At 60.5% G+C, this 16,734-nt stretch carries 19 protein-coding genes, 1 tRNA gene, 1 pseudogene and 1 riboswitch; of the genes and pseudogenes, 11 read left to right on the top strand and 10 right to left on the bottom strand.

All coding sequences use genetic code 11. The features are described from left to right. Positions 1 to 32 precede the first annotated feature (32 nt). Positions 33 to 428 (top strand): Fe-S cluster assembly scaffold SufA, encoded by a 396-nt coding sequence (gene sufA / locus AB8B33_RS08805; protein ID WP_113325605.1) that lies wholly within the window; start codon positions 33 to 35, stop codon positions 426 to 428. 206 nt (positions 429 to 634) lie between these two features. After that, positions 635 to 1,255 carry a LysE family translocator gene (locus AB8B33_RS08800; protein ID WP_113325604.1) on the top strand — a complete coding sequence of 207 codons (621 nt, stop codon included), beginning with the start codon at positions 635 to 637 and terminating at the stop codon, positions 1,253 to 1,255. 11 nt (positions 1,256 to 1,266) lie between these two features. Here the strand turns inward: AB8B33_RS08800 and AB8B33_RS08795 are convergent, their stop codons facing one another. Beyond that, the gene (locus tag AB8B33_RS08795) at positions 1,267 to 1,572 is read right to left on the bottom strand and encodes a flagellar basal body protein (RefSeq protein WP_113325603.1); all 306 of its coding nucleotides are present in this window, start codon (positions 1,570 to 1,572) and stop codon (positions 1,267 to 1,269) included. A gap of 124 nt (positions 1,573 to 1,696) precedes the next feature. Further along, complete coding sequence (locus AB8B33_RS08790; RefSeq protein ID WP_439015072.1) at positions 1,697 to 2,281, bottom strand: TetR/AcrR family transcriptional regulator; 585 nt, start codon at positions 2,279 to 2,281, stop codon at positions 1,697 to 1,699. A gap of 134 nt (positions 2,282 to 2,415) precedes the next feature. On the opposite strand from AB8B33_RS08790, the gene AB8B33_RS08785 reads away from it, so the two are divergent. Beyond that, on the top strand, positions 2,416 to 3,384 hold the full coding sequence (locus AB8B33_RS08785) for an SDR family NAD(P)-dependent oxidoreductase (RefSeq protein ID WP_439015071.1): 969 nt from the start codon (positions 2,416 to 2,418) through the stop codon (positions 3,382 to 3,384). A gap of 52 nt (positions 3,385 to 3,436) precedes the next feature. Here AB8B33_RS08785 and AB8B33_RS08780 read toward each other — a convergent pair. The 5 genes from AB8B33_RS08780 to gcvT form a co-directional block, all read right to left on the bottom strand. Further along, a tRNA-Thr gene (locus AB8B33_RS08780) sits at positions 3,437 to 3,512 on the bottom strand. 297 nt (positions 3,513 to 3,809) lie between these two features. Next, positions 3,810 to 4,055, bottom strand: coding sequence for a DUF982 domain-containing protein (locus AB8B33_RS08775; protein ID WP_025668662.1), 246 nt, complete (start codon positions 4,053 to 4,055; stop codon positions 3,810 to 3,812). Positions 4,056 to 4,184: 129 nt separating this feature from the next. Then, positions 4,185 to 7,049, bottom strand: a complete 2,865-nt coding sequence (gcvP, locus tag AB8B33_RS08770) for an aminomethyl-transferring glycine dehydrogenase (RefSeq protein ID WP_439015069.1) — start codon at positions 7,047 to 7,049, stop codon at positions 4,185 to 4,187. After that, on the bottom strand, positions 7,049 to 7,411 hold the full coding sequence (gcvH, locus tag AB8B33_RS08765) for a glycine cleavage system protein GcvH (protein WP_439015067.1): 363 nt from the start codon (positions 7,409 to 7,411) through the stop codon (positions 7,049 to 7,051). Before gcvH ends, gcvP begins: the two co-directional genes overlap by 1 nt. A gap of 24 nt (positions 7,412 to 7,435) precedes the next feature. Beyond that, the gene (gcvT, locus tag AB8B33_RS08760) at positions 7,436 to 8,572 is read right to left on the bottom strand and encodes a glycine cleavage system aminomethyltransferase GcvT (RefSeq protein ID WP_439015066.1); all 1,137 of its coding nucleotides are present in this window, start codon (positions 8,570 to 8,572) and stop codon (positions 7,436 to 7,438) included. A gap of 155 nt (positions 8,573 to 8,727) precedes the next feature. Then, positions 8,728 to 8,819, bottom strand: a riboswitch (glycine riboswitch). Positions 8,820 to 9,078: 259 nt separating this feature from the next. Here gcvT and AB8B33_RS08755 point away from each other — a divergent pair. Beyond that, positions 9,079 to 9,555 (top strand): annotated as a pseudogene (locus tag AB8B33_RS08755) (copper chaperone PCu(A)C); the annotation flags it as partial. A gap of 65 nt (positions 9,556 to 9,620) precedes the next feature. On the opposite strand, the gene AB8B33_RS08750 reads toward AB8B33_RS08755, so the two are convergent. Then, on the bottom strand, positions 9,621 to 9,884 hold the full coding sequence (locus tag AB8B33_RS08750) for a hypothetical protein (protein ID WP_439015065.1): 264 nt from the start codon (positions 9,882 to 9,884) through the stop codon (positions 9,621 to 9,623). Positions 9,885 to 10,005: 121 nt separating this feature from the next. Between AB8B33_RS08750 and crcB the strand changes: the two genes are divergently transcribed. The 7 genes from crcB (at position 10,006) to AB8B33_RS08715 (ending at position 15,633) form a co-directional block, all read left to right on the top strand. Continuing rightward, positions 10,006 to 10,383, top strand: coding sequence for a fluoride efflux transporter CrcB (gene crcB, locus AB8B33_RS08745; RefSeq protein ID WP_439015063.1), 378 nt, complete (start codon positions 10,006 to 10,008; stop codon positions 10,381 to 10,383). A 96-nt stretch (positions 10,384 to 10,479) separates the two neighbouring features. After that, positions 10,480 to 11,472: an RluA family pseudouridine synthase gene (locus tag AB8B33_RS08740; protein ID WP_439015061.1), complete on the top strand. Its 993-nt coding sequence runs from the start codon at positions 10,480 to 10,482 to the stop codon at positions 11,470 to 11,472. Further along, positions 11,469 to 12,122, top strand: a complete 654-nt coding sequence (locus tag AB8B33_RS08735) for an HAD-IA family hydrolase (RefSeq protein WP_439015059.1) — start codon at positions 11,469 to 11,471, stop codon at positions 12,120 to 12,122. The genes AB8B33_RS08740 and AB8B33_RS08735 overlap by 4 nt, the downstream gene beginning before the upstream one ends. Before the next feature lie 9 nt (positions 12,123 to 12,131). Then, on the top strand, positions 12,132 to 12,917 hold the full coding sequence (locus AB8B33_RS08730) for an ATP12 family chaperone protein (RefSeq protein ID WP_439015057.1): 786 nt from the start codon (positions 12,132 to 12,134) through the stop codon (positions 12,915 to 12,917). Between the two features lie 68 nt (positions 12,918 to 12,985). Then, on the top strand, positions 12,986 to 13,438 hold the full coding sequence (locus AB8B33_RS08725; protein WP_439015055.1) for a hypothetical protein: 453 nt from the start codon (positions 12,986 to 12,988) through the stop codon (positions 13,436 to 13,438). 138 nt (positions 13,439 to 13,576) lie between these two features. Further along, complete coding sequence (locus tag AB8B33_RS08720) at positions 13,577 to 15,109, top strand: acyl-CoA carboxylase subunit beta (RefSeq protein ID WP_439015053.1); 1,533 nt, start codon at positions 13,577 to 13,579, stop codon at positions 15,107 to 15,109. Positions 15,110 to 15,237: 128 nt separating this feature from the next. Further along, positions 15,238 to 15,633: a DoxX family protein gene (locus AB8B33_RS08715; RefSeq protein ID WP_439015052.1), complete on the top strand. Its 396-nt coding sequence runs from the start codon at positions 15,238 to 15,240 to the stop codon at positions 15,631 to 15,633. A gap of 165 nt (positions 15,634 to 15,798) precedes the next feature. On the opposite strand, the gene sugE is transcribed toward AB8B33_RS08715, so the two are convergent. Together sugE and AB8B33_RS08705 are read right to left on the bottom strand one after the other, a co-directional pair. Continuing rightward, a complete protein-coding gene (sugE, locus tag AB8B33_RS08710; protein ID WP_439015051.1) occupies positions 15,799 to 16,113 on the bottom strand; it encodes a quaternary ammonium compound efflux SMR transporter SugE in 315 nt (104 codons plus the stop codon). 168 nt (positions 16,114 to 16,281) lie between these two features. Beyond that, the gene (locus AB8B33_RS08705) at positions 16,282 to 16,725 is read right to left on the bottom strand and encodes a YaiI/YqxD family protein (protein WP_007826122.1); all 444 of its coding nucleotides are present in this window, start codon (positions 16,723 to 16,725) and stop codon (positions 16,282 to 16,284) included. Between the last annotated feature and the right edge of the window lie 9 nt (positions 16,726 to 16,734).

Raw genomic sequence — 16,734 nt, 5'->3', positions numbered from 1 at the left:
CTTGACCCCGGTTGCGGAAGGAGATTGAGCCCATGGGCTTTGCAGTAATGAGCATGACGGAAGCTGCCGCAGAACGCGTGAAGGCGATCGTTGGCAACGGTGGACCGGATGCCAAGGGCATTCGTGTCGGTATCAAGAAAGGCGGCTGCGCCGGGATGGAATATACCATCAACCTGGTGATGGAGGCCAATGCCAAGGACGACCTGATCGAGCGTGACGGTGCCAAGGTCTGGATCGAGCCGTCAGCCGTTCTCTACCTGCTCGGCACCGAACTCGGCTTCGAAACGACGACGCTACGTTCCGGCTTCATCTTCACCAATCCGAACCAGACATCGGCCTGCGGCTGCGGTGAGTCCGTCGAGCTGAAGCCCGCCGATCTGGCAGCGCTTGCCGCACGCGGCGATGCCGTGGTTCCGGCTCAGCATTAAAGCGTGTCGCGATCTTTCCGATCGCGTGACGTGCTTTAAGTCTTTGTTTTGCGCATATCGTTATCGCAAAACCGCTGCACACTTTTGCGCGACATGCTAAGCAATTTTTCATTGAAATTGCCTGATGGCCGCCATAATTGGCGGCCTTTTGATTTTTATGAGCCTGTCCGAGACCGACAAGCGACCAAGAAGAAACGAAGCGGACAATGCTCTTTCTGTTCCTGAAGGGCGCCCTGCTGGGCGTCATCATCACCGCGCCGCTCGGGCCGATCGGAACGCTCTGCATCAACAGAAGCCTCGAGAAGGGGTTCTGGTACGGTTTTTCCGGCGGGCTGGGGACGGCGCTGGGTGACGCGAGCTACGCGCTGGTCGCGGTGACCGGGATTGCTGTTTTCTCCGAGGCCATGTCGACAGCCACTATTCCGCTGGCACTCGGCGGCGGGCTGATGCTGCTCTGGCTCGGCTGGCGGGGACTGAAGAACAAAGGAAAGATAAAGGCTGCGAAGATCGATGCGGCCGACTTCCTGCACACGACCATCTCGACCTTCCTGCTGACCATCTCCAATCCGGCGACGATCCTCTCCTTCGGAGCGCTGTTTGCCGGCCTCGGCCTGACCGAAGAGACGCGCCGCTTCAGCTCGGCGATGATCGTCTCGGGCGTCTTCCTGGGGTCGCTCCTCTGGTGGTTTTGCCTCAGTGGCGCGGTCAGCCTTGCAAGAGACCGGCTCTCGGCCGATTTCACGGCGAAAGTCGGCCGAGCGACGAGCTATATGCTGATCGCCTTCGGCGCGGTGGCGCTCGGTTCGGTGGCTTATTCGATCGTATAGCGAAGGGCGCTTTAATCGCGCTTGATGCTCATCAGCACATCCCAGAGATCGGCCCCGGTCTCAAAGACTGATGCGTTTGCCTTGTAGCTCTGTTCGGTCTCGACGAGGTCGGTCAGCTCGGTCGCGAAATCCACGCCCTGATCCGTCTCGGTGACGCTTGCCTGCACGCCTGAAGGTTCGACGGACTGGAAGCTGGTGTTCAGCCGGCCATAACCCGGCGTACTCGCATTGGCGACATTGTTGGCGATCGCACTTGCGCGCGTCGACTGCGCCAGCATTCCCGAGAGAGCCGTATGCGTAATTGCAGAAATGCTCATCGACCGTTTCCCTATTTCCGGACATCCAGCGTTTTACCGACAAGGATTTAGGGAATGCTGAACGGCTTCGGTTAGCGAAAGGCGAGGGGATCTGGGACGGCTGTGCCGGAATGGCACGACAGCCTCAGCGACCGGCTTTCATACCCGCAATCAGGATATCGATGAGTTGCCTCGCTGCATTCCGCCAAGCCGGGCCGCAGCTGATGCTTGCGCCGCCCGCCAGCGCGCGCAAAATGTCGAGAGGGTCCATCGCCAGACGGATTTCTCCGGTGGCGACTGCGCGCTCCACCAGCAGATTGACGGCACCGATAATCAAATCGGCAGAATCCGCATAGAGCTCGGAGGTGCCGCCAACAAGCGAATCCAGCACTTCGGACATGCCATGTTTCGTCACCACATAGTCGACGAACTGGACAAGCCACAGGCGGAGCGCTTCGACAGGCGGATGCGTTTCGGCGAGGCTTTTAGCGGCAGCGGCAAGCTGCGCCGTCTCATTGCGGTAGATGGCGGAAACCAGTGCATCGCGCGTCGGGAAATGACGATAGAGCGTACCGATGCCGACGCCGGCAATGCGGGCGATTTCCTCCAGGCTGGCGCTGGAACCCTTTTCGGCAAATACGGTCTTTGCCGTTTCCATCAACAGAAGGCGGTTGCGTTCGGCATCCGCACGCGGCTTTCGGACGGTGGACCCGTCACTTTTTTCGGCCATTTACGAGAAGTCCCCTTGATAAGCGGAGGCGCCCTCCGTATTTATCTGGAGGCATCCTCCTTTTATTCCATTTGAGGCCGGTGGGCAATGGTTCACCAGTCCGGAGCGGTGCGTCCATGATCAAGGAGATAATCATGAGTGGACTTTTTGGCGCGACATCGACCACCGACGAGGTGCTCGCCGGCGTCGATCTCAAGGGCAAGCGCGTGCTGGTGACGGGTGTTTCGGCTGGCCTCGGCGTGGAAACCGCGCGCGTGCTGGCAGCCCACGGGGCGCAGTTGGTGGGCACGGCACGTGACCTTGCAAAGGCGAGGGCGGCAACGGAAGTCGTGCGCGCCGGTGCTGCCAATGGCGGCAGCCTCGATATCGTCGAGCTCGATCTTGCCTCTCTGGCAAGCGTGCGCGCATGCGCCGATGCGCTCATTGCGGATGGCCGCCCCTTCGATGTCGTCATTGCCAATGCCGGAGTGATGGCCGCTCCCTTCGGACGCACCGCCGATGGTTTCGAAACGCAGTTCGGCACCAACCATCTCGGTCATTTCGTGCTGGTCAACCGCATCGCGTCACTCGTCAAATCCGGCGGCCGCGTGGTGATCGTCGCATCCTCGGGCCATCGCATGGCACCTTTCAGCCTCGACGACCTCAATTTCGAGAGCAAGACCTATGAGCCCTGGGCAGCCTATGCCCAGTCGAAGACCGCAAATATCCTGTTCGCGGTGGAGCTCGACCGGCGTCTTGGCGAGCGCGGCATCCGTGCAACGGCACTGCATCCCGGCGGCATCCAGACCGAGCTCGGCCGTCATCTCGACCCCGGCATGATCGAAGGCATAATGGCGCAGATCAATGCGGCACTCGCCGCCGAGGGCAAACCGCCCTTCCAGTGGAAGACGATTCCCCAAGGTGCAGCTACCTCCGTCTGGGCAGGTTTCGTCGCCCCGGCAGATGCGGTCGGCGGCAGATATTGCGAGAATTGCCACGTCTCCGAAGTGACGGATGCCGAGATCAGCCCGATTTCCGAGGGGGTGCGTTCCTACGCGCTAAATCCCGAGACGGCCAAGGCATTGTGGGCCAGGAGCGAAGAGCTGGTTGGCGAGCGCTTCTAAGCAGCAAATCGTCCCGCTTCGACGCAGATAGAAAGCAGGGGGACTGGGAAACTGGTGCCCCTGCCGAGGAATTGAACCTGGATCGGCTGCAAACCAGACAGCTGCTCTTACGTTGAGCTACGAGGGGCGTAGTGTCTTTGTGCCAGAAATTACGTTCGCAGGCGAACGGAGTTTCGATCGACGGTTAGAGAGTAAGGTTAACCCGGCGCGTAAGGCGATACAGGAGAAGGGTGCCCGGTACAGGGGCAGGCGACCCTTCTCCCTGCTGGTTTTACAGCGTCCAGCAACGATAGTTACGCAGAGAACCGAAAATGGTTCACTAGTGCGGATGAAAGTCCCGAAAAAGTCTGGCGGCTGTCCTTCATCGTCAGGAATGCATAGCTGCGCATCATCCGTCTCCGCAGCTCCTTGCCAATCGCCGCCGTTCAGGCCTTGATATCGAGGCCCGCTTCGACTGCGGCGGCGATGAATGCTTTGCGTGCATCCTCGCCGGTGCGCTTGCCCTTGATGACGTCGGCGCAGATCAGCAGCGCCTGGTCGAGTGCGGCGCCATCTTCCGTCGGCCAGTCCTCGATCATCGCCCAGGAGGCAGCCTGGGTATTATCGATGGTCACGTATTGGCCGGGCTCTTCGAGGGCGAGGAGTACAGGCTTCGACCATGGCGCCTGCATTCTGGCTTCGCTTTGATCCTGGGGCATTTGTTGTGGCCTTTCTTCGCGCATTCTCTACCAGAATTAGGAAAGCCCCTCCCATGATGGAAGGGGCTTGGATTGCTCAACGCTGGGCGTCTGGCCTGACTGCTATTCAGCTGCCTCTGCGTAGGCCTCAACCGGCGGGCAGGTGCAGATCAGGTTGCGGTCGCCATAGACGTTGTCGACGCGGTTGACCGGCGACCAGTACTTGTCCACGCGGAAGGCACCGGGCGGGAAGCAGGCCTGTTCGCGCGAATAGGGGCGATCCCATTCGCCGACGAGGTCTTCGACCGTATGCGGAGCGTTCTTCAACGGGTTGTTCAGCTTGTCCGAACGTCCCTCTTCGATGTCGCGGGCTTCCTGACGGATCGCCAGCATCGCTTCACAGAAGCGGTCGAGTTCGGCCTTGGTCTCGGACTCGGTCGGCTCGATCATCAGCGTGCCGGCAACCGGCCAGCTCATGGTCGGTGCATGGAAGCCGCAGTCGATCAGGCGCTTGGCGACGTCATCGACGGTCACGCCGCAGCTGTCGACCAGCGGGCGGGTGTCGATGATGCATTCATGCGCCACACGGCCGGCAGCCGACTTGTAGAGCACGTCGTAAGCGCCCTTCAGACGAGCCGCGATATAGTTGGCGTTGAGGATCGCAACCTTCGTCGCCTGCGTCAGGCCTTCGCCGCCCATCATCAGGCAGTAGCTCCAGGAGATCGGCAGGATGGAGGCCGAGCCGAAAGCTGCTGCGGAGACCGCACCCGAACGGCCGTCCGTTTCCGGATGGCCGGGCAGATGAGGCGCCAGATGCGACTTGACGCCGATTGGGCCCATGCCCGGACCGCCGCCGCCATGTGGGATGCAGAACGTCTTGTGCAGGTTGAGGTGCGAGACGTCGGAGCCGATGTCACCAGGGCGGGACAGACCGACCATGGCGTTCATGTTAGCGCCGTCGAGATAGACCTGACCGCCGTGCTGATGCACGAGGTCGCAGATTTCCTTGACGGTTTCCTCGAACACGCCATGCGTCGACGGATAGGTGATCATGCAGCAGGAGAGATTATCCGCATACTGCTCCGCCTTGGCGCGGAAATCGTCGAGGTCGATATCGCCGTTTTCACGGACCTTGACGACCACGACCTTCATGCCGACCATCTGGGCCGAAGCCGGGTTGGTGCCATGCGCCGAGGTCGGGATCAGGCAGACGTCGCGGTGACCTTGGCCGTTCGCAATGTGGTAATTGCGAATAGTCAGAAGACCCGCATATTCGCCCTGCGCGCCGGAATTCGGCTGCATGGAGAAAGCGTCGTAGCCGGTGACAGCGCAGAGCTTTTCCGTCAGGTCATCGATCATTTCGCGATAGCCGAGCGCCTGGTCGGCCGGCACGAAAGGATGGATGTCGGAAAATTCCGGCCAGGTGATCGGCAGCATTTCGGCCGTGGCGTTCAGCTTCATCGTGCAGGAGCCGAGCGGGATCATCGAGCGGTCGAGCGCCAGATCGCGGTCCGAGAGCCGGCGGATGTAGCGGGTCATTTCGCTTTCGGCGCGGTTCATGTGGAAGATCGGGTGTGTCAGGTATTCGCTGGTGCGCAGCAAATCCTTCGGCAGGCGATAGGACGGCTCGAAATCGGCAATCTGGAAATTGCCGCCGAAGGCGCGCCAGACGGCTTCCAGCGTTGCCGGGCGGGTGCGTTCGTCGAGCGACATGCCGATCTTCGTCTGGCCGACCTTGCGAAGGTTGACGCCTTCGGCGACGGCTGCGCGCAGGATGAGGCCCTGCATGTGGCCGACATCGACGGTGATCGTGTCGAAGAAGGTATCCGGCTCGACCTTGTAGCCGAGCTTTTCCAGGCCCTTGGCCATCAGCACGGCCTTTTGGTGGACCTGCTGGGCAATCGCCTTGATACCCTTGGGACCATGGAAGACGGCATACATGGAGGCCATGACGGCGAGCAGGACCTGCGCGGTGCAGATGTTCGACGTCGCCTTTTCGCGGCGGATATGCTGTTCGCGTGTCTGCAGCGACAGGCGATAGGCGCGGTTGCCACGGGCATCGACGGACACGCCGACGAGACGGCCGGGCATGGAGCGCTTGATGGCATCCTTGACCGACATATAGGCCGCATGCGGGCCACCGTAACCGACGGGAACGCCGAAGCGTTGCGAGGAACCGATCGCGATATCGGCGCCCATTTCGCCCGGCGACTTCAGAAGCGTCAGCGACAGGATATCAGCGGCAACGACAGCGATGGCGCCCGTCTGGTGCAGGCGGGAGATCAGGCCGCTGAAATCGCGCACATGGCCGTGCGTGCCCGGATACTGGAAGATTGCGCCGAAGACATCGACCGGATCGAGATCGGTGAAGGGATTGCCGACGATAACGCTCCAGCCGAGCGGCTCGGCACGGGTCTTGATCAGCTCGATCGTCTGCGGATGGCAGTCGGCATCGACGAAGAATGCCCTGGCCGTCGACTTGGAGACACGCTCGGCCATGGCCATGCCTTCGGCAGCGGCCGTCGCTTCATCGAGCAGCGAGGCGTTGGCGACGTCGAGGCCGGTCAGGTCGCAGATCATCGTCTGGTAGTTCAGGAGCGCTTCAAGGCGCCCTTGAGAGATTTCCGGCTGGTAGGGCGTGTAGGCTGTGTACCAGGCCGGGTTTTCCAGGATGTTGCGCTGGATGACCGGCGGCGTGATCGTGCCGTAATAGCCCTGGCCGATCAGCGAGGTCAGAACCTTGTTCTTGTTGGCGGTTTCGCGCAGCTTGTCGAGCGCTTCACGCTCCGTCATCGGCGCGCCCCAGAGGAGCGGCGCCTTCTGGCGGATCGATGGCGGCACGGTGGCGTCGATCAGCGCATCGAGGCTCTTGTAGCCGATGGTGCCGAGCATATCCGACATTTCAGACGGCGAGGGGCCGATATGACGACGGTTGGCGAAGTCATAGGGCTGATAGTCGGTGAACTGGAATTCGGTAGGCGTCGTCATTACGCAGTCAGCTCCTTATAAGCCGCTTCGTCGAGCAGGCCATCGGCATCGGCAAGGTTCTTGAGCTTGAGCTTGAAGAACCAGCCAGCACCCTGCGGATCGGAATTGACGAGCGACGGGTCGGCGACGATGGCCGGATTAACCTCGACGATCTCGCCATCAAGCGGGCAGTAGACATCCGAAGCCGCCTTGACGGATTCGACTGTCGCAGCATTGCCATCCTTGGAGAAGGTAGCGCCGACTTCAGGCAATTCCACGAAAACGAGGTCGCCGAGCTGCTCGACAGCGTAGGTGGTGATGCCGACGGTCGCGACATCGCCTTCGAGCTTCAGCCATTCATGTTCAGCAGTAAATTTCAGCATGGAAAAATCCTCTCGCAATAGGGGTCAGCGTTTGTAGGTCGGCGTGATGAAGGGAAGGGCGGAAACGGTGACAGGCAGATACTTGCCACGCACTTCGGCATAGACTTGCGTGCCGGCTGCGGCATGGGAGACCGGAACATAGCCCATGGCGACAGGGCCTTCGACGGAGGGGCCGAAACCACCCGAGGTGACTTCGCCGATCTCGGTCTTGCCCTCGGCATCGGCATAGAGCTTGGCATGGCTACGCACCGGCGCCTTGCCCTCAGGCTTCAGGCCGACGCGCTTGCGGGCCACACCCTTGTCCAGCTCGCCGAGAATGCGATCTGCACCCGGGAAACCGCCGGCGCGCGCACCGCCGGTGCGGCGGGCCTTCTGCATGCCCCATTCGATGGCCGCCTCGACCGGCGAGGTGGTCGTGTCGATGTCGTTGCCATAGAGGCAGAGGCCGGCTTCGAGGCGCAGCGAGTCGCGGGCGCCAAGGCCGATCGGCTCGACATCGGGATGCTCGAGCAACCGGTTGGTGACATCCACGGCCTTGTCGGTGGGAATGGAGATTTCAAAGCCGTCCTCGCCGGAATAGCCAGAACGCGAGACGAGACAGGAAACGTCGTGCAAGCGGCAGTGACGCACGTCCATGAACTTCATGGCGGCGACATCTGCCCAGAGTTCAGCCAGCGCTTCGACGGCGCGCGGGCCCTGCAGTGCGATCAGGGCGCGGTCGAGGACGGTGATCTCGCAGGTGTCGGAAAGATGCTTCTGCAGGTGCGCGATGTCTTGTTCCTTGCAGGCAGCGTTGACGACGACGAAGAGGTGGTCGTCGAGATGGGCGATCATCAGGTCGTCGAGGATACCGCCATTCTCATCCGTGAAAAAACCGTAGCGCTGGCGTCCTTCGGCAAGACCGAGAATATCGACGGGCACGAGGCTTTCGAGCGCAAGCGCCACATCCTCATACTTGCCGGACTTCGCCTTGATGATGAGCTGGCCCATATGGGAGACATCGAAAAGACCGGCGGCGGTACGGGTCTGCAGGTGTTCCTTCATGACACCGGCCGGATATTGCACCGGCATGTCATAGCCTGCGAAAGGCACCATGCGGGCGCCGAGCGACAGGTGCAGCGCGTGTAGCGGGGTTTTCTTGAGGGCAGCAGTATCGTCCAAACGACGCCTCCGGGGTTTGCGCCGGATATTCCGGGCGCGGGCTCAAAACTGAAGGCGCGGTTGCGCCTTGTCTCCTTGAGCCCCCTCTGTCCCTGTGCCTGAGATTGTTATCCCTTCGGCGGACGTTTCGAGAACGCCTCTCTCCAGAGTTCCGTCTGCCCCTTGTGGTCCTTTTGCCTGAGAGTTTCCGGGGCGGTTGCTCCTTCGGCACCGGCATTGCGCGCCGGATTCTCCCAACAAGGTTGCGGCAATTATCCGGGGGTGGCAGGCCTTGGCAAGCAAAATGTCGCGACCGCACAAATTTTTGTCGCGGCTCTGAAACCCCGGCTGCGGTCCGCGGCAAATGGGCTTTTGCATTCGCAGGCGAAATTGGCTATCGGCAGCCGAGAGCCTTTCCTGGTTAGATTGAAACATTCTGACCAGGAAAGGCTCTGAGAGCGAGGAGATATTCGATGAAGATTGTCAGGACATCAGCTTTGGCGGCGCTGCTTTGCGCTTGCGGCTTTGCCGGATCCGCTGTCGGCCAGGACCATCAGCACATGCAGGGCATGGACATGGGCAACATGGGTTCCCTGAGCATGGCCGCTGACGGCGACGTCGTGAAAGTCGGCGATCTCGAAGTCTCCGGCGGTTTTGCCAAAGCGATGCTGCCCGGCCAACCCGTTGGCGGCGGCTTCTTCACAGTGAAGAACAACGGCTCGACCGATGACCGCCTTGTGTCGGTCACGTCGCCCGATGCCGGCGCGGTACAGCTTCACGAGATGGCCATGAAGGACAATGTCATGAAGATGCGCGAGCTGAAGGATGGCATTGCGCTTCCCGCAGGCCAGACCGTGGAGCTTTCGCCCGGCAACCTGCATCTGATGTTCCAGAAGGTGAAGACGCCCTTCAAGCAGGGCGACAAAGTACCGGTCACACTGACTTTCGAAAAGGCCGGCAAGGTCGATCTGGTGCTGAACGTGCTGTCGGCGCAAGGCAAATAAGCGCTGAAAAACAAAAGCCCGCGACCAAAGTCGCGGGCCTTGCTCCTCCCAGCAATATTTAAATCTCAGACATCCTCGTAGGACTGCAGGGCCTGCTGCAAGCCTGCCTGCGGCTGCCGATAACCCTTGGTCATGAGATCAAGCGCAACTTCGGTATTCTGGATGATATTGGTCGATTCTTCCGGATCTTCGCCGCTTTGATTGAGCTGGCGTTCGGCAATCTTTCGGGCCTCCCGCGCGGCCGTGCCCGTCGCCACGCGCTGAGGAATGCGCAGGGATTCGAAGGCGAGGGCAGCTGTACTTGCCGATATGGAAACAAGCTGTGTCATGCGCCCGTCATACCGGTGCGATCTTCGCGTTCGGCTTAAGAAAATCATTCGCATTTTACCGAATGGCAAGAATTCCGCAGATGCGATTGGAATCAGGATGGAATCGCAATAAACCGGAGGCATGTTCCAGGCTCTGCTCGTCGCGGTCGGCGGCGCAATCGGTTCGCTTCTGAGATATTATGTCGGCCTGGGTTCGTTGCGGCTCATGGGGCCGGGCTTTCCCTGGGGCACGCTTATCGTCAATGTCGTCGGCTGCTTCATCATCGGTGTCCTTGCCGAGATGATCATGCGCCGTTTCAATGCATCGGTGGAGCTGAGGCTGCTGCTGATCACCGGTTTTCTCGGAGGTTTCACCACCTTCTCCGCCTTCTCTCTGGATGCGATCACATTGTTCGAGCGCGGTGATGTATTTGCCGGCGGCATCTATATCACAGCAAGCGTCGGGCTTTCGATGGTTGCCGTCATGGCCGGCCTCGGCCTGATGCGCGTGTGGCTCTGATTTCGATTCCGATTTCCGTTTTGTGAAAAATGCTCTAAAGGCAGCGGCAAGAGAGGCGCCGGCTCCGACCGCGCCCATATTTTCCGAAAGAATTCCATGGCAGGTATAGAACACATCAAGGTGGAGCCCGATGAAGCGGGCATGCGGCTCGACCGCTGGTTCAAGATCCACTATCCGGGGCTCGGCTTCGGTCCGCTGCAGAAGCTGCTGCGCTCCGGCCAGGTGCGTGTCGATGGCGGCCGCGTCAAATCGGATGCGCGTGTGCAGCCCGGCCAGATGGTGCGCATACCGCCACTCGATGTCGATGCCAAGGCGAAGTCCGGGCCGATCGCCGGCAAGGACCTCAAGCATTCGAGTGATTTCGAGCTTCTCTCCCGCATGGTGCTGCATGAAGACGAAAAGGTCATCGTGCTCAACAAGCCGCCCGGCCTTGCGGTGCAGGGCGGCTCCGGTGTCGCAAGGCACATCGACCAGATGCTGGAAGCCTGGACCAGCCCGAAGGGCGAGAAGCCACGCCTCGTTCACCGCCTCGATCGCGATACATCAGGTGTACTCGTCATTGCCCGCACGCGCGGTGCCGCCCAGAAGCTGACGGCCGCCTTTCGCGAGCGCGACACCAAGAAGACCTACTGGGCGCTGGTGAAGGGCGTGCCGCGCAAGCACGAGGACAAGATCTCGACCTGGCTCGTCAAGGAACCGACGGCCGATGGTGACCGCATGCGCATTGCCAAGCACGGCGAGGATGGCGCCGATCACGCGATTTCCTTCTACCGCGTCCTGGAGACGGCGGCACAGAACCTCGCATGGCTGGAGATGGAGCCCTATACCGGCCGCACCCACCAGCTGCGCGTCCATGCACTGCATATCGGCCACCCGATCATCGGCGATCCGAAATATTACGACGAGGATCCCAACTGGGATTTCCCCGGCGGTATCCAGAAGAAGCTGCATCTGCACGCGCGTCACATCGACATTCCGCACCCCTCGGGCGGGCGCCTGCGCGTCAGCGCGCCACTGCCACCGCATATGGTGCAGACCTGGAACCTTCTCGGTCTCGACCTCGCAGGCGCTGAAAGGGACAGCGAATGAAGCTCGCGCTTTTTGATTGCGACGGCACGCTGGTCGACAGCGCCGGGCTGATCCACGAAACAATGCGCCGCACCTTCGATAAGTTCGGCAAGCCGGAACCGCGATTTGAAGACACCAAGGCCATTATCGGTCTGACGCTGGATATCGCCATTGCCCGCATGCAGGGCAGGCCGCATGTCGAGCAGGAAGATATCGACATGACGGCGCATTACAAATCGCTGTTTTCGGTCGTGCGGCAGGATCTCGACTACCGGGAGCCGCTCTTTCCCGGCATCCGCGAGATGATCGACGCCATCAGCGGGCGCGAGGATCTGTTGATCGGCGCGGTGACCGGCAAGTCCCGGCGCGGGCTGAACCTTGTCATGGAAACGCACGGCTTCGACAAGCATTTCACCGTCGCGCGCACCGCCGACGATTGCCCCTCCAAGCCGCATCCGGCCATGGTGACGGAATGCTGCGACGAAACCGGCATGAATGCCGCTGATGCCGTTGTCATCGGTGACGCGATTTACGATATGCAGATGGCAAAGGCTGCCGGTGCCAAGGCGATTGGCGTTGCCTGGGGCTATGCCAGCGTGGATGAGCTGATCGCCAACGGCGCCGATGCGATTGCCTATCATCCGAACGAGATATTGCGCCATTTTTCCTGAGGTGAGCCCATGCGCGACCTGCTGAACGACCTTTCCGAAGGCCTGAGCCATCCCGATCCGATCCGCCGCGCGCAGATCCAGATGAAGAAGCCGCTGCCGAAGCGCTTCTATCAGGCCGTTGCCGTTGCGCCCCACGAGGATCGTTTTGCGATCGAACTCGATGGCAAGATGGTGCGCACGCCCGCCCGTCAGATCCTGGCCGTGCCGAGCGAGACGCTGGCAAAGCTCGTTGCCGCCGAATGGGATGCGCAGGCCGAGGTGATCGATCCGTCGCTGATGCCGGTGACGCGCCTCGTCAACACGGCAATCGATGGTGTCGCGACCGACACGCAGGCGGTCTTCGAGGATATCCTGCGCTTTTCATCGAGCGACCTGCTCTGCTACCGCGCCGATGGCCCGGAAAAGCTTGTCGAGCGGCAGACGGAGCGCTGGGATCCGGTGCTCGACTGGGCAGCCGCCGATCTCGGCGCGCGCTTCATCCTCGTCGAGGGCGTGATGCATCATGAGCAGCCACGCGAGGCAATCGCCGCCTTCGGCTCGGCACTGCGCCGGCACGACAGCGCACTGGAGCTGGCAGCGCTCCACACGGTGACGACGATCACCGGTTCGGCGCTGCTGGCGCTTGCCATTGCCGAAGGCGAGATCACGCCTGACGAAGCCTGGTCGCTCGGCCATCTCGATGAGGACTGGACCATCGAACATTGGGGAAGCGACGAAGAAGCCGAGCAGCGCCGGGCCAAGCGTTTTGAGGATTTTAAAGCCGCAACGGATGTTTTTTTCGCGCTAAGGGCCTGAATCATATTGCGTTGATGGGCTTTATGACCAAATCTGCGACTCCAGACGGGGATGTGCGGGAATTTGGAATGAATTGGCCGAGGTCGAGATTTTGCCTGATAGCGCTTGTTTGCGTGGCGCTAACGGCCTGCGCCAGCCTCATGCCGAAGAAGCAGGAAAAGCCTGTCTATGACGTGCGCAGCGCCGTCGTGCTCTCGAGCACGACTATGTCGGCGGAACTGCTTTCCGGCATCAGCGACCGTGTCAATGCCGCGATTCGCGCGACGGTCCGTACCAGCGAATTGCCGCGCGTGGTGCTGACGATCCGCGTCGTTTCCGTCACAAAGAGCCTCGGGTTCCAGAAGGACCGCAATGTCGCCAAGGTGAGCATCGATGCCGCCTCCGTCGAAGACGGATCTGTGATCGCCGTGACCTCCTTCGAAGTCACAAGCTTGACTGCCGATCCTGATCTGGCCGACGACATTCTGGCAGAAGATATCGCGGCGCGCGTGCGCTCCGCCTTCGCACTCAGCGGACGCTAGATCATTTCGTTTTTCTTCGAAACCCGGAAGTGATCTATCTCTTTGTTTTAACGCAATTCCGGACGCAAAACCGCTGCACACTTTTGCTGGAATTGCTCTAGCTGTAAAATCGGCCGTCAACAGCGGCGAGGGGAGATCATGAAGGATATTCTGGAAGAGCTCGAACGCCGCCGTGGTATCGCCCGTCTCGGCGGCGGACAGGCGCGCATCGACGCGCAGCACCAGCGCGGCAAACTGACGGCGCGCGAACGCATCGATCTCTTTCTCGACGAAGATTCCTTTGAAGAGTTCGACATGTTCGTGGAGCACCGCTCCACCGATTTCGGCATGGACAAGAGCCGCATTGCCGGCGACGGCGTGGTGACCGGCTGGGGCACGGTCAACGGCCGTACCGTCTTCGTATTCGCCAAGGATTTCACCGTCTTCGGCGGCTCGCTCTCGGAAGCCCATGCCGAGAAGATCATCAAGGTGCAGGATATGGCGCTGAAGAACCGCGCGCCCATCATCGGCATCTATGATGCGGGTGGCGCGCGCATTCAGGAAGGTGTCGCAGCCCTTGGCGGTTATGCCGAGGTCTTCCAGCGCAATGTGCTGGCCTCTGGCGTTATTCCGCAGATCTCCGTCATCATGGGACCGTGCGCGGGCGGCGACGTCTATTCGCCTGCCATGACGGATTTCATCTTCATGGTGCGCGATACGTCCTACATGTTCGTGACCGGTCCCGATGTGGTGAAGACCGTCACCAACGAGACTGTTACGGCCGAAGAACTCGGCGGCGCGAGTGTGCATACGACGCGCTCTTCGATTGCCGACGGCGCCTATGACAATGATGTCGATACGCTCCTGCAGGTGCGCCGGCTTATCGATTTCCTGCCGCAGTCGAACATCTCGCCGGTGCCTGAGATCGAATGTTACCAGTCGGTGACCGATGCCGACAATTCGCTGGATACATTGATCCCGGCCAATGCCAACAAGCCCTACGACATCAAGGAATTGATCCAGAAGGTGGCGGACGAGGGGGATTTCTTCGAGATACAGGCGAGCTTCGCCAAGAACATCGTCTGCGGCTTCGGGCGCATCGAGGGCTCGACTGTCGGTTTCGTCGCCAATCAGCCGATGATGCTTGCCGGCGTGCTCGACAGCGACGCCTCGCGCAAGGCGGCGCGCTTCGTGCGCTTCTGCGACTGCTTCAACATTCCGATCGTCACCTTCGTCGATGTGCCGGGCTTCCTGCCGGGCACGGCGCAGGAATATGGCGGGCTCATCAAGCATGGCGCCAAACTGCTCTTCGCCTATGCGGAGGCGACCGTGCCGAAGCTGACCGTCATTACCCGCAAGGCCTTCGGCGGCGCCTATGACGTGATGGCGTCGAAACATCTGCGGGGCGATCTCAACTATGCGTGGCCGACGGCGCAGATCGCCGTCATGGGCGCCAAGGGCGCCGTCGAAATCATCTTCCGCAAGGATATCGCCGATCCCGAAAAGATCGCGGCGCATACGAAAATGTATGAGGATCGCTTCCTGTCGCCTTTCGTGGCGGCCGAGCGGGGCTATGTCGACGAGGTGATCATGCCGCATTCGACACGGCGCCGACTGGCTCGCGGCCTGAAGATGCTGCGGAACAAGGATCTCAGCAATCCCTGGAAGAAGCACGACAACATCCCGTTGTGAACGGATAAAGGAGGTTCTTCAGGTGTTTATCCACTGTCGAAGTTGTGAACGCCTGTCAGCAAACTGTGTCTTCAATCCCTGTTAGAGACACGGTAACGCTCGGCAGTACACCCTTAAGGAGAGTCTTTATGTCAACTTTCGAGCGTCTATCCGCCTACCGCCCCTATGGTCTGGCCGCTCTCAGAATCATGACCGCGCTTCTGTTCATCGAGCACGGAACGATGAAGCTTTTTGGCTTCCCGGCAGCGCAGGGCGACGGCCCGCTGTCCACTTTGTTCCTGGTAGCGGCACTGCTGGAAACCTTTGGCGGTATCCTCATTCTCATCGGCTTCGCAACACGGCCGGTGGCCTTCCTGCTGTCGGGCGAAATGGCGATCGCCTATTTCATGGCGCATATGCCGCACAGCTTTTTCCCGGCTCTCAACCAGGGCGACGGCGCGATCCTGTTCTGCTTCGTCTTCCTCTACCTGTTCTTTGCCGGCGCCGGTGCATGGTCCGTCGATAACAGAAACGCGACAGCCTAAAGCGCGTCGCGATCTTTCAGATCGGCTTGCTGCGCTTTAGGTCTTTGTTTTTACGCGTGTCGTTGTCGCAAAACCGCTGCACACTTTTGCGCGACATGCTTTAACAGAAGAGGCTGCGGGTGCTTCATCGCTCGCAGCCTCTTCTTCATTTCAGATACTTCTCTTTCAGGCGGTCATTTTGAGGCCGGCAATGCCGGCGACGATCAGCGCGATGCAGATCAGACGAGAGGCGCTTGCCGCGTCCCCCAGAAGCCAGATGCCGAGCAGCACAGTGCCGACCGTGCCGATACCGGTCCAGATCGCATACGCGGTGCCAATGGGCAGGCTTTTGACGGCAAGACCGAGCAGGATGATACTCACCACCATGGAAATGACCGTGAGGATCGTCGGCATCGGACGGGTGAAGCCATCGGTGTATTTCAGACCGATTGACCAACCGCATTCAAAAAGGCCAGCGAGAAAAAGTAGGAACCAAGCCATCATACTCTCCTTGTCAAGAGCGAGGCCGTCCCCGCGACTTTGCGCCCGGACTGATCCAAGCGCCGCAGTCGTCTGCGTCACATCCCATATGTGCGAGGGAACGGCCGAGTTCAAGCTAGGAATTGGCATAGCTGCCATGCCACCCGATTTCAGCGCGCAAGGCGATGATCATGCATTCTTTGCCCGGCGGCAGAGACGGTCGAAGGTTTCCAGGAAACGCGAACGGTCCTTCGGGCTGAAGGAAGCGTTGTAGCCCTTGCTCTCGCCGGTTTCACGCAGATGCGCGCCGAGATCGCGCATGGCACTTGCCATGCCTATATTGGTTTCATCAAAGACGCGACCGGTCGGGCCTGTGACAAAGGAGCCCTTGGCAACGCAACGAACCGCAAGCGGCACATCGGCGGTGACGACCACATCTGTCGGGCCGGTATTGTCGGCAATCCAGTTGTCGGCAGCGTCGAAGGCGTTGGAGACGATGACGTTGCGCACCATCGGATCGCGCGACGGGCGGAGGCCCGAATTGGCGACGAAGGTCACTTCCATGCCGAGGCGTTCGGCCACTTTCAGGATTTCGGGTTTGACGGGGCAGGCGTCCGCATCGACATAGATCATGGCGATATC

This window comes from Rhizobium sp. 768_B6_N1_8 (genome assembly GCF_051811225.1).
Taxonomy (GTDB): Bacteria; Pseudomonadota; Alphaproteobacteria; order Rhizobiales; family Rhizobiaceae; genus Rhizobium.
This window is presented reverse-complemented; position numbering and strand designations above follow the sequence as displayed.

Excerpts from the sequence above, each read along its gene's own strand:
- AB8B33_RS08725 (WP_439015055.1), top strand. The coding sequence starts at position 12,986 with ATGAATTGGCCGAGGTCGAGATTTTGCCTGATAGCGCTTGTTTGCGTG.
- AB8B33_RS08735 (WP_439015059.1), top strand. The coding sequence starts at position 11,469 with ATGAAGCTCGCGCTTTTTGATTGCGACGGCACGCTGGTCGACAGCGCC.
- AB8B33_RS08775 (WP_025668662.1), bottom strand. The coding sequence starts at position 4,055 with ATGCAGGCGCCATGGTCGAAGCCTGTACTCCTCGCCCTCGAAGAGCCC.
- gcvP (WP_439015069.1), bottom strand. The coding sequence starts at position 7,049 with ATGACGACGCCTACCGAATTCCAGTTCACCGACTATCAGCCCTATGAC.
- AB8B33_RS08800 (WP_113325604.1), top strand. The coding sequence starts at position 635 with ATGCTCTTTCTGTTCCTGAAGGGCGCCCTGCTGGGCGTCATCATCACC.
- AB8B33_RS08720 (WP_439015053.1), top strand. The coding sequence starts at position 13,577 with ATGAAGGATATTCTGGAAGAGCTCGAACGCCGCCGTGGTATCGCCCGT.
- AB8B33_RS08715 (WP_439015052.1), top strand. The coding sequence starts at position 15,238 with ATGTCAACTTTCGAGCGTCTATCCGCCTACCGCCCCTATGGTCTGGCC.
- AB8B33_RS08750 (WP_439015065.1), bottom strand. The coding sequence starts at position 9,884 with ATGACACAGCTTGTTTCCATATCGGCAAGTACAGCTGCCCTCGCCTTC.
- AB8B33_RS08740 (WP_439015061.1), top strand. The coding sequence starts at position 10,480 with ATGGCAGGTATAGAACACATCAAGGTGGAGCCCGATGAAGCGGGCATG.
- sugE (WP_439015051.1), bottom strand. The coding sequence starts at position 16,113 with ATGGCTTGGTTCCTACTTTTTCTCGCTGGCCTTTTTGAATGCGGTTGG.
- AB8B33_RS08785 (WP_439015071.1), top strand. The coding sequence starts at position 2,416 with ATGAGTGGACTTTTTGGCGCGACATCGACCACCGACGAGGTGCTCGCC.
- AB8B33_RS08795 (WP_113325603.1), bottom strand. The coding sequence starts at position 1,572 with ATGAGCATTTCTGCAATTACGCATACGGCTCTCTCGGGAATGCTGGCG.
- crcB (WP_439015063.1), top strand. The coding sequence starts at position 10,006 with ATGTTCCAGGCTCTGCTCGTCGCGGTCGGCGGCGCAATCGGTTCGCTT.
- gcvH (WP_439015067.1), bottom strand. The coding sequence starts at position 7,411 with ATGCTGAAATTTACTGCTGAACATGAATGGCTGAAGCTCGAAGGCGAT.
- AB8B33_RS08790 (WP_439015072.1), bottom strand. The coding sequence starts at position 2,281 with ATGGCCGAAAAAAGTGACGGGTCCACCGTCCGAAAGCCGCGTGCGGAT.
- sufA (WP_113325605.1), top strand. The coding sequence starts at position 33 with ATGGGCTTTGCAGTAATGAGCATGACGGAAGCTGCCGCAGAACGCGTG.
- AB8B33_RS08730 (WP_439015057.1), top strand. The coding sequence starts at position 12,132 with ATGCGCGACCTGCTGAACGACCTTTCCGAAGGCCTGAGCCATCCCGAT.
- AB8B33_RS08705 (WP_007826122.1), bottom strand. The coding sequence starts at position 16,725 with ATGATCTATGTCGATGCGGACGCCTGCCCCGTCAAACCCGAAATCCTG.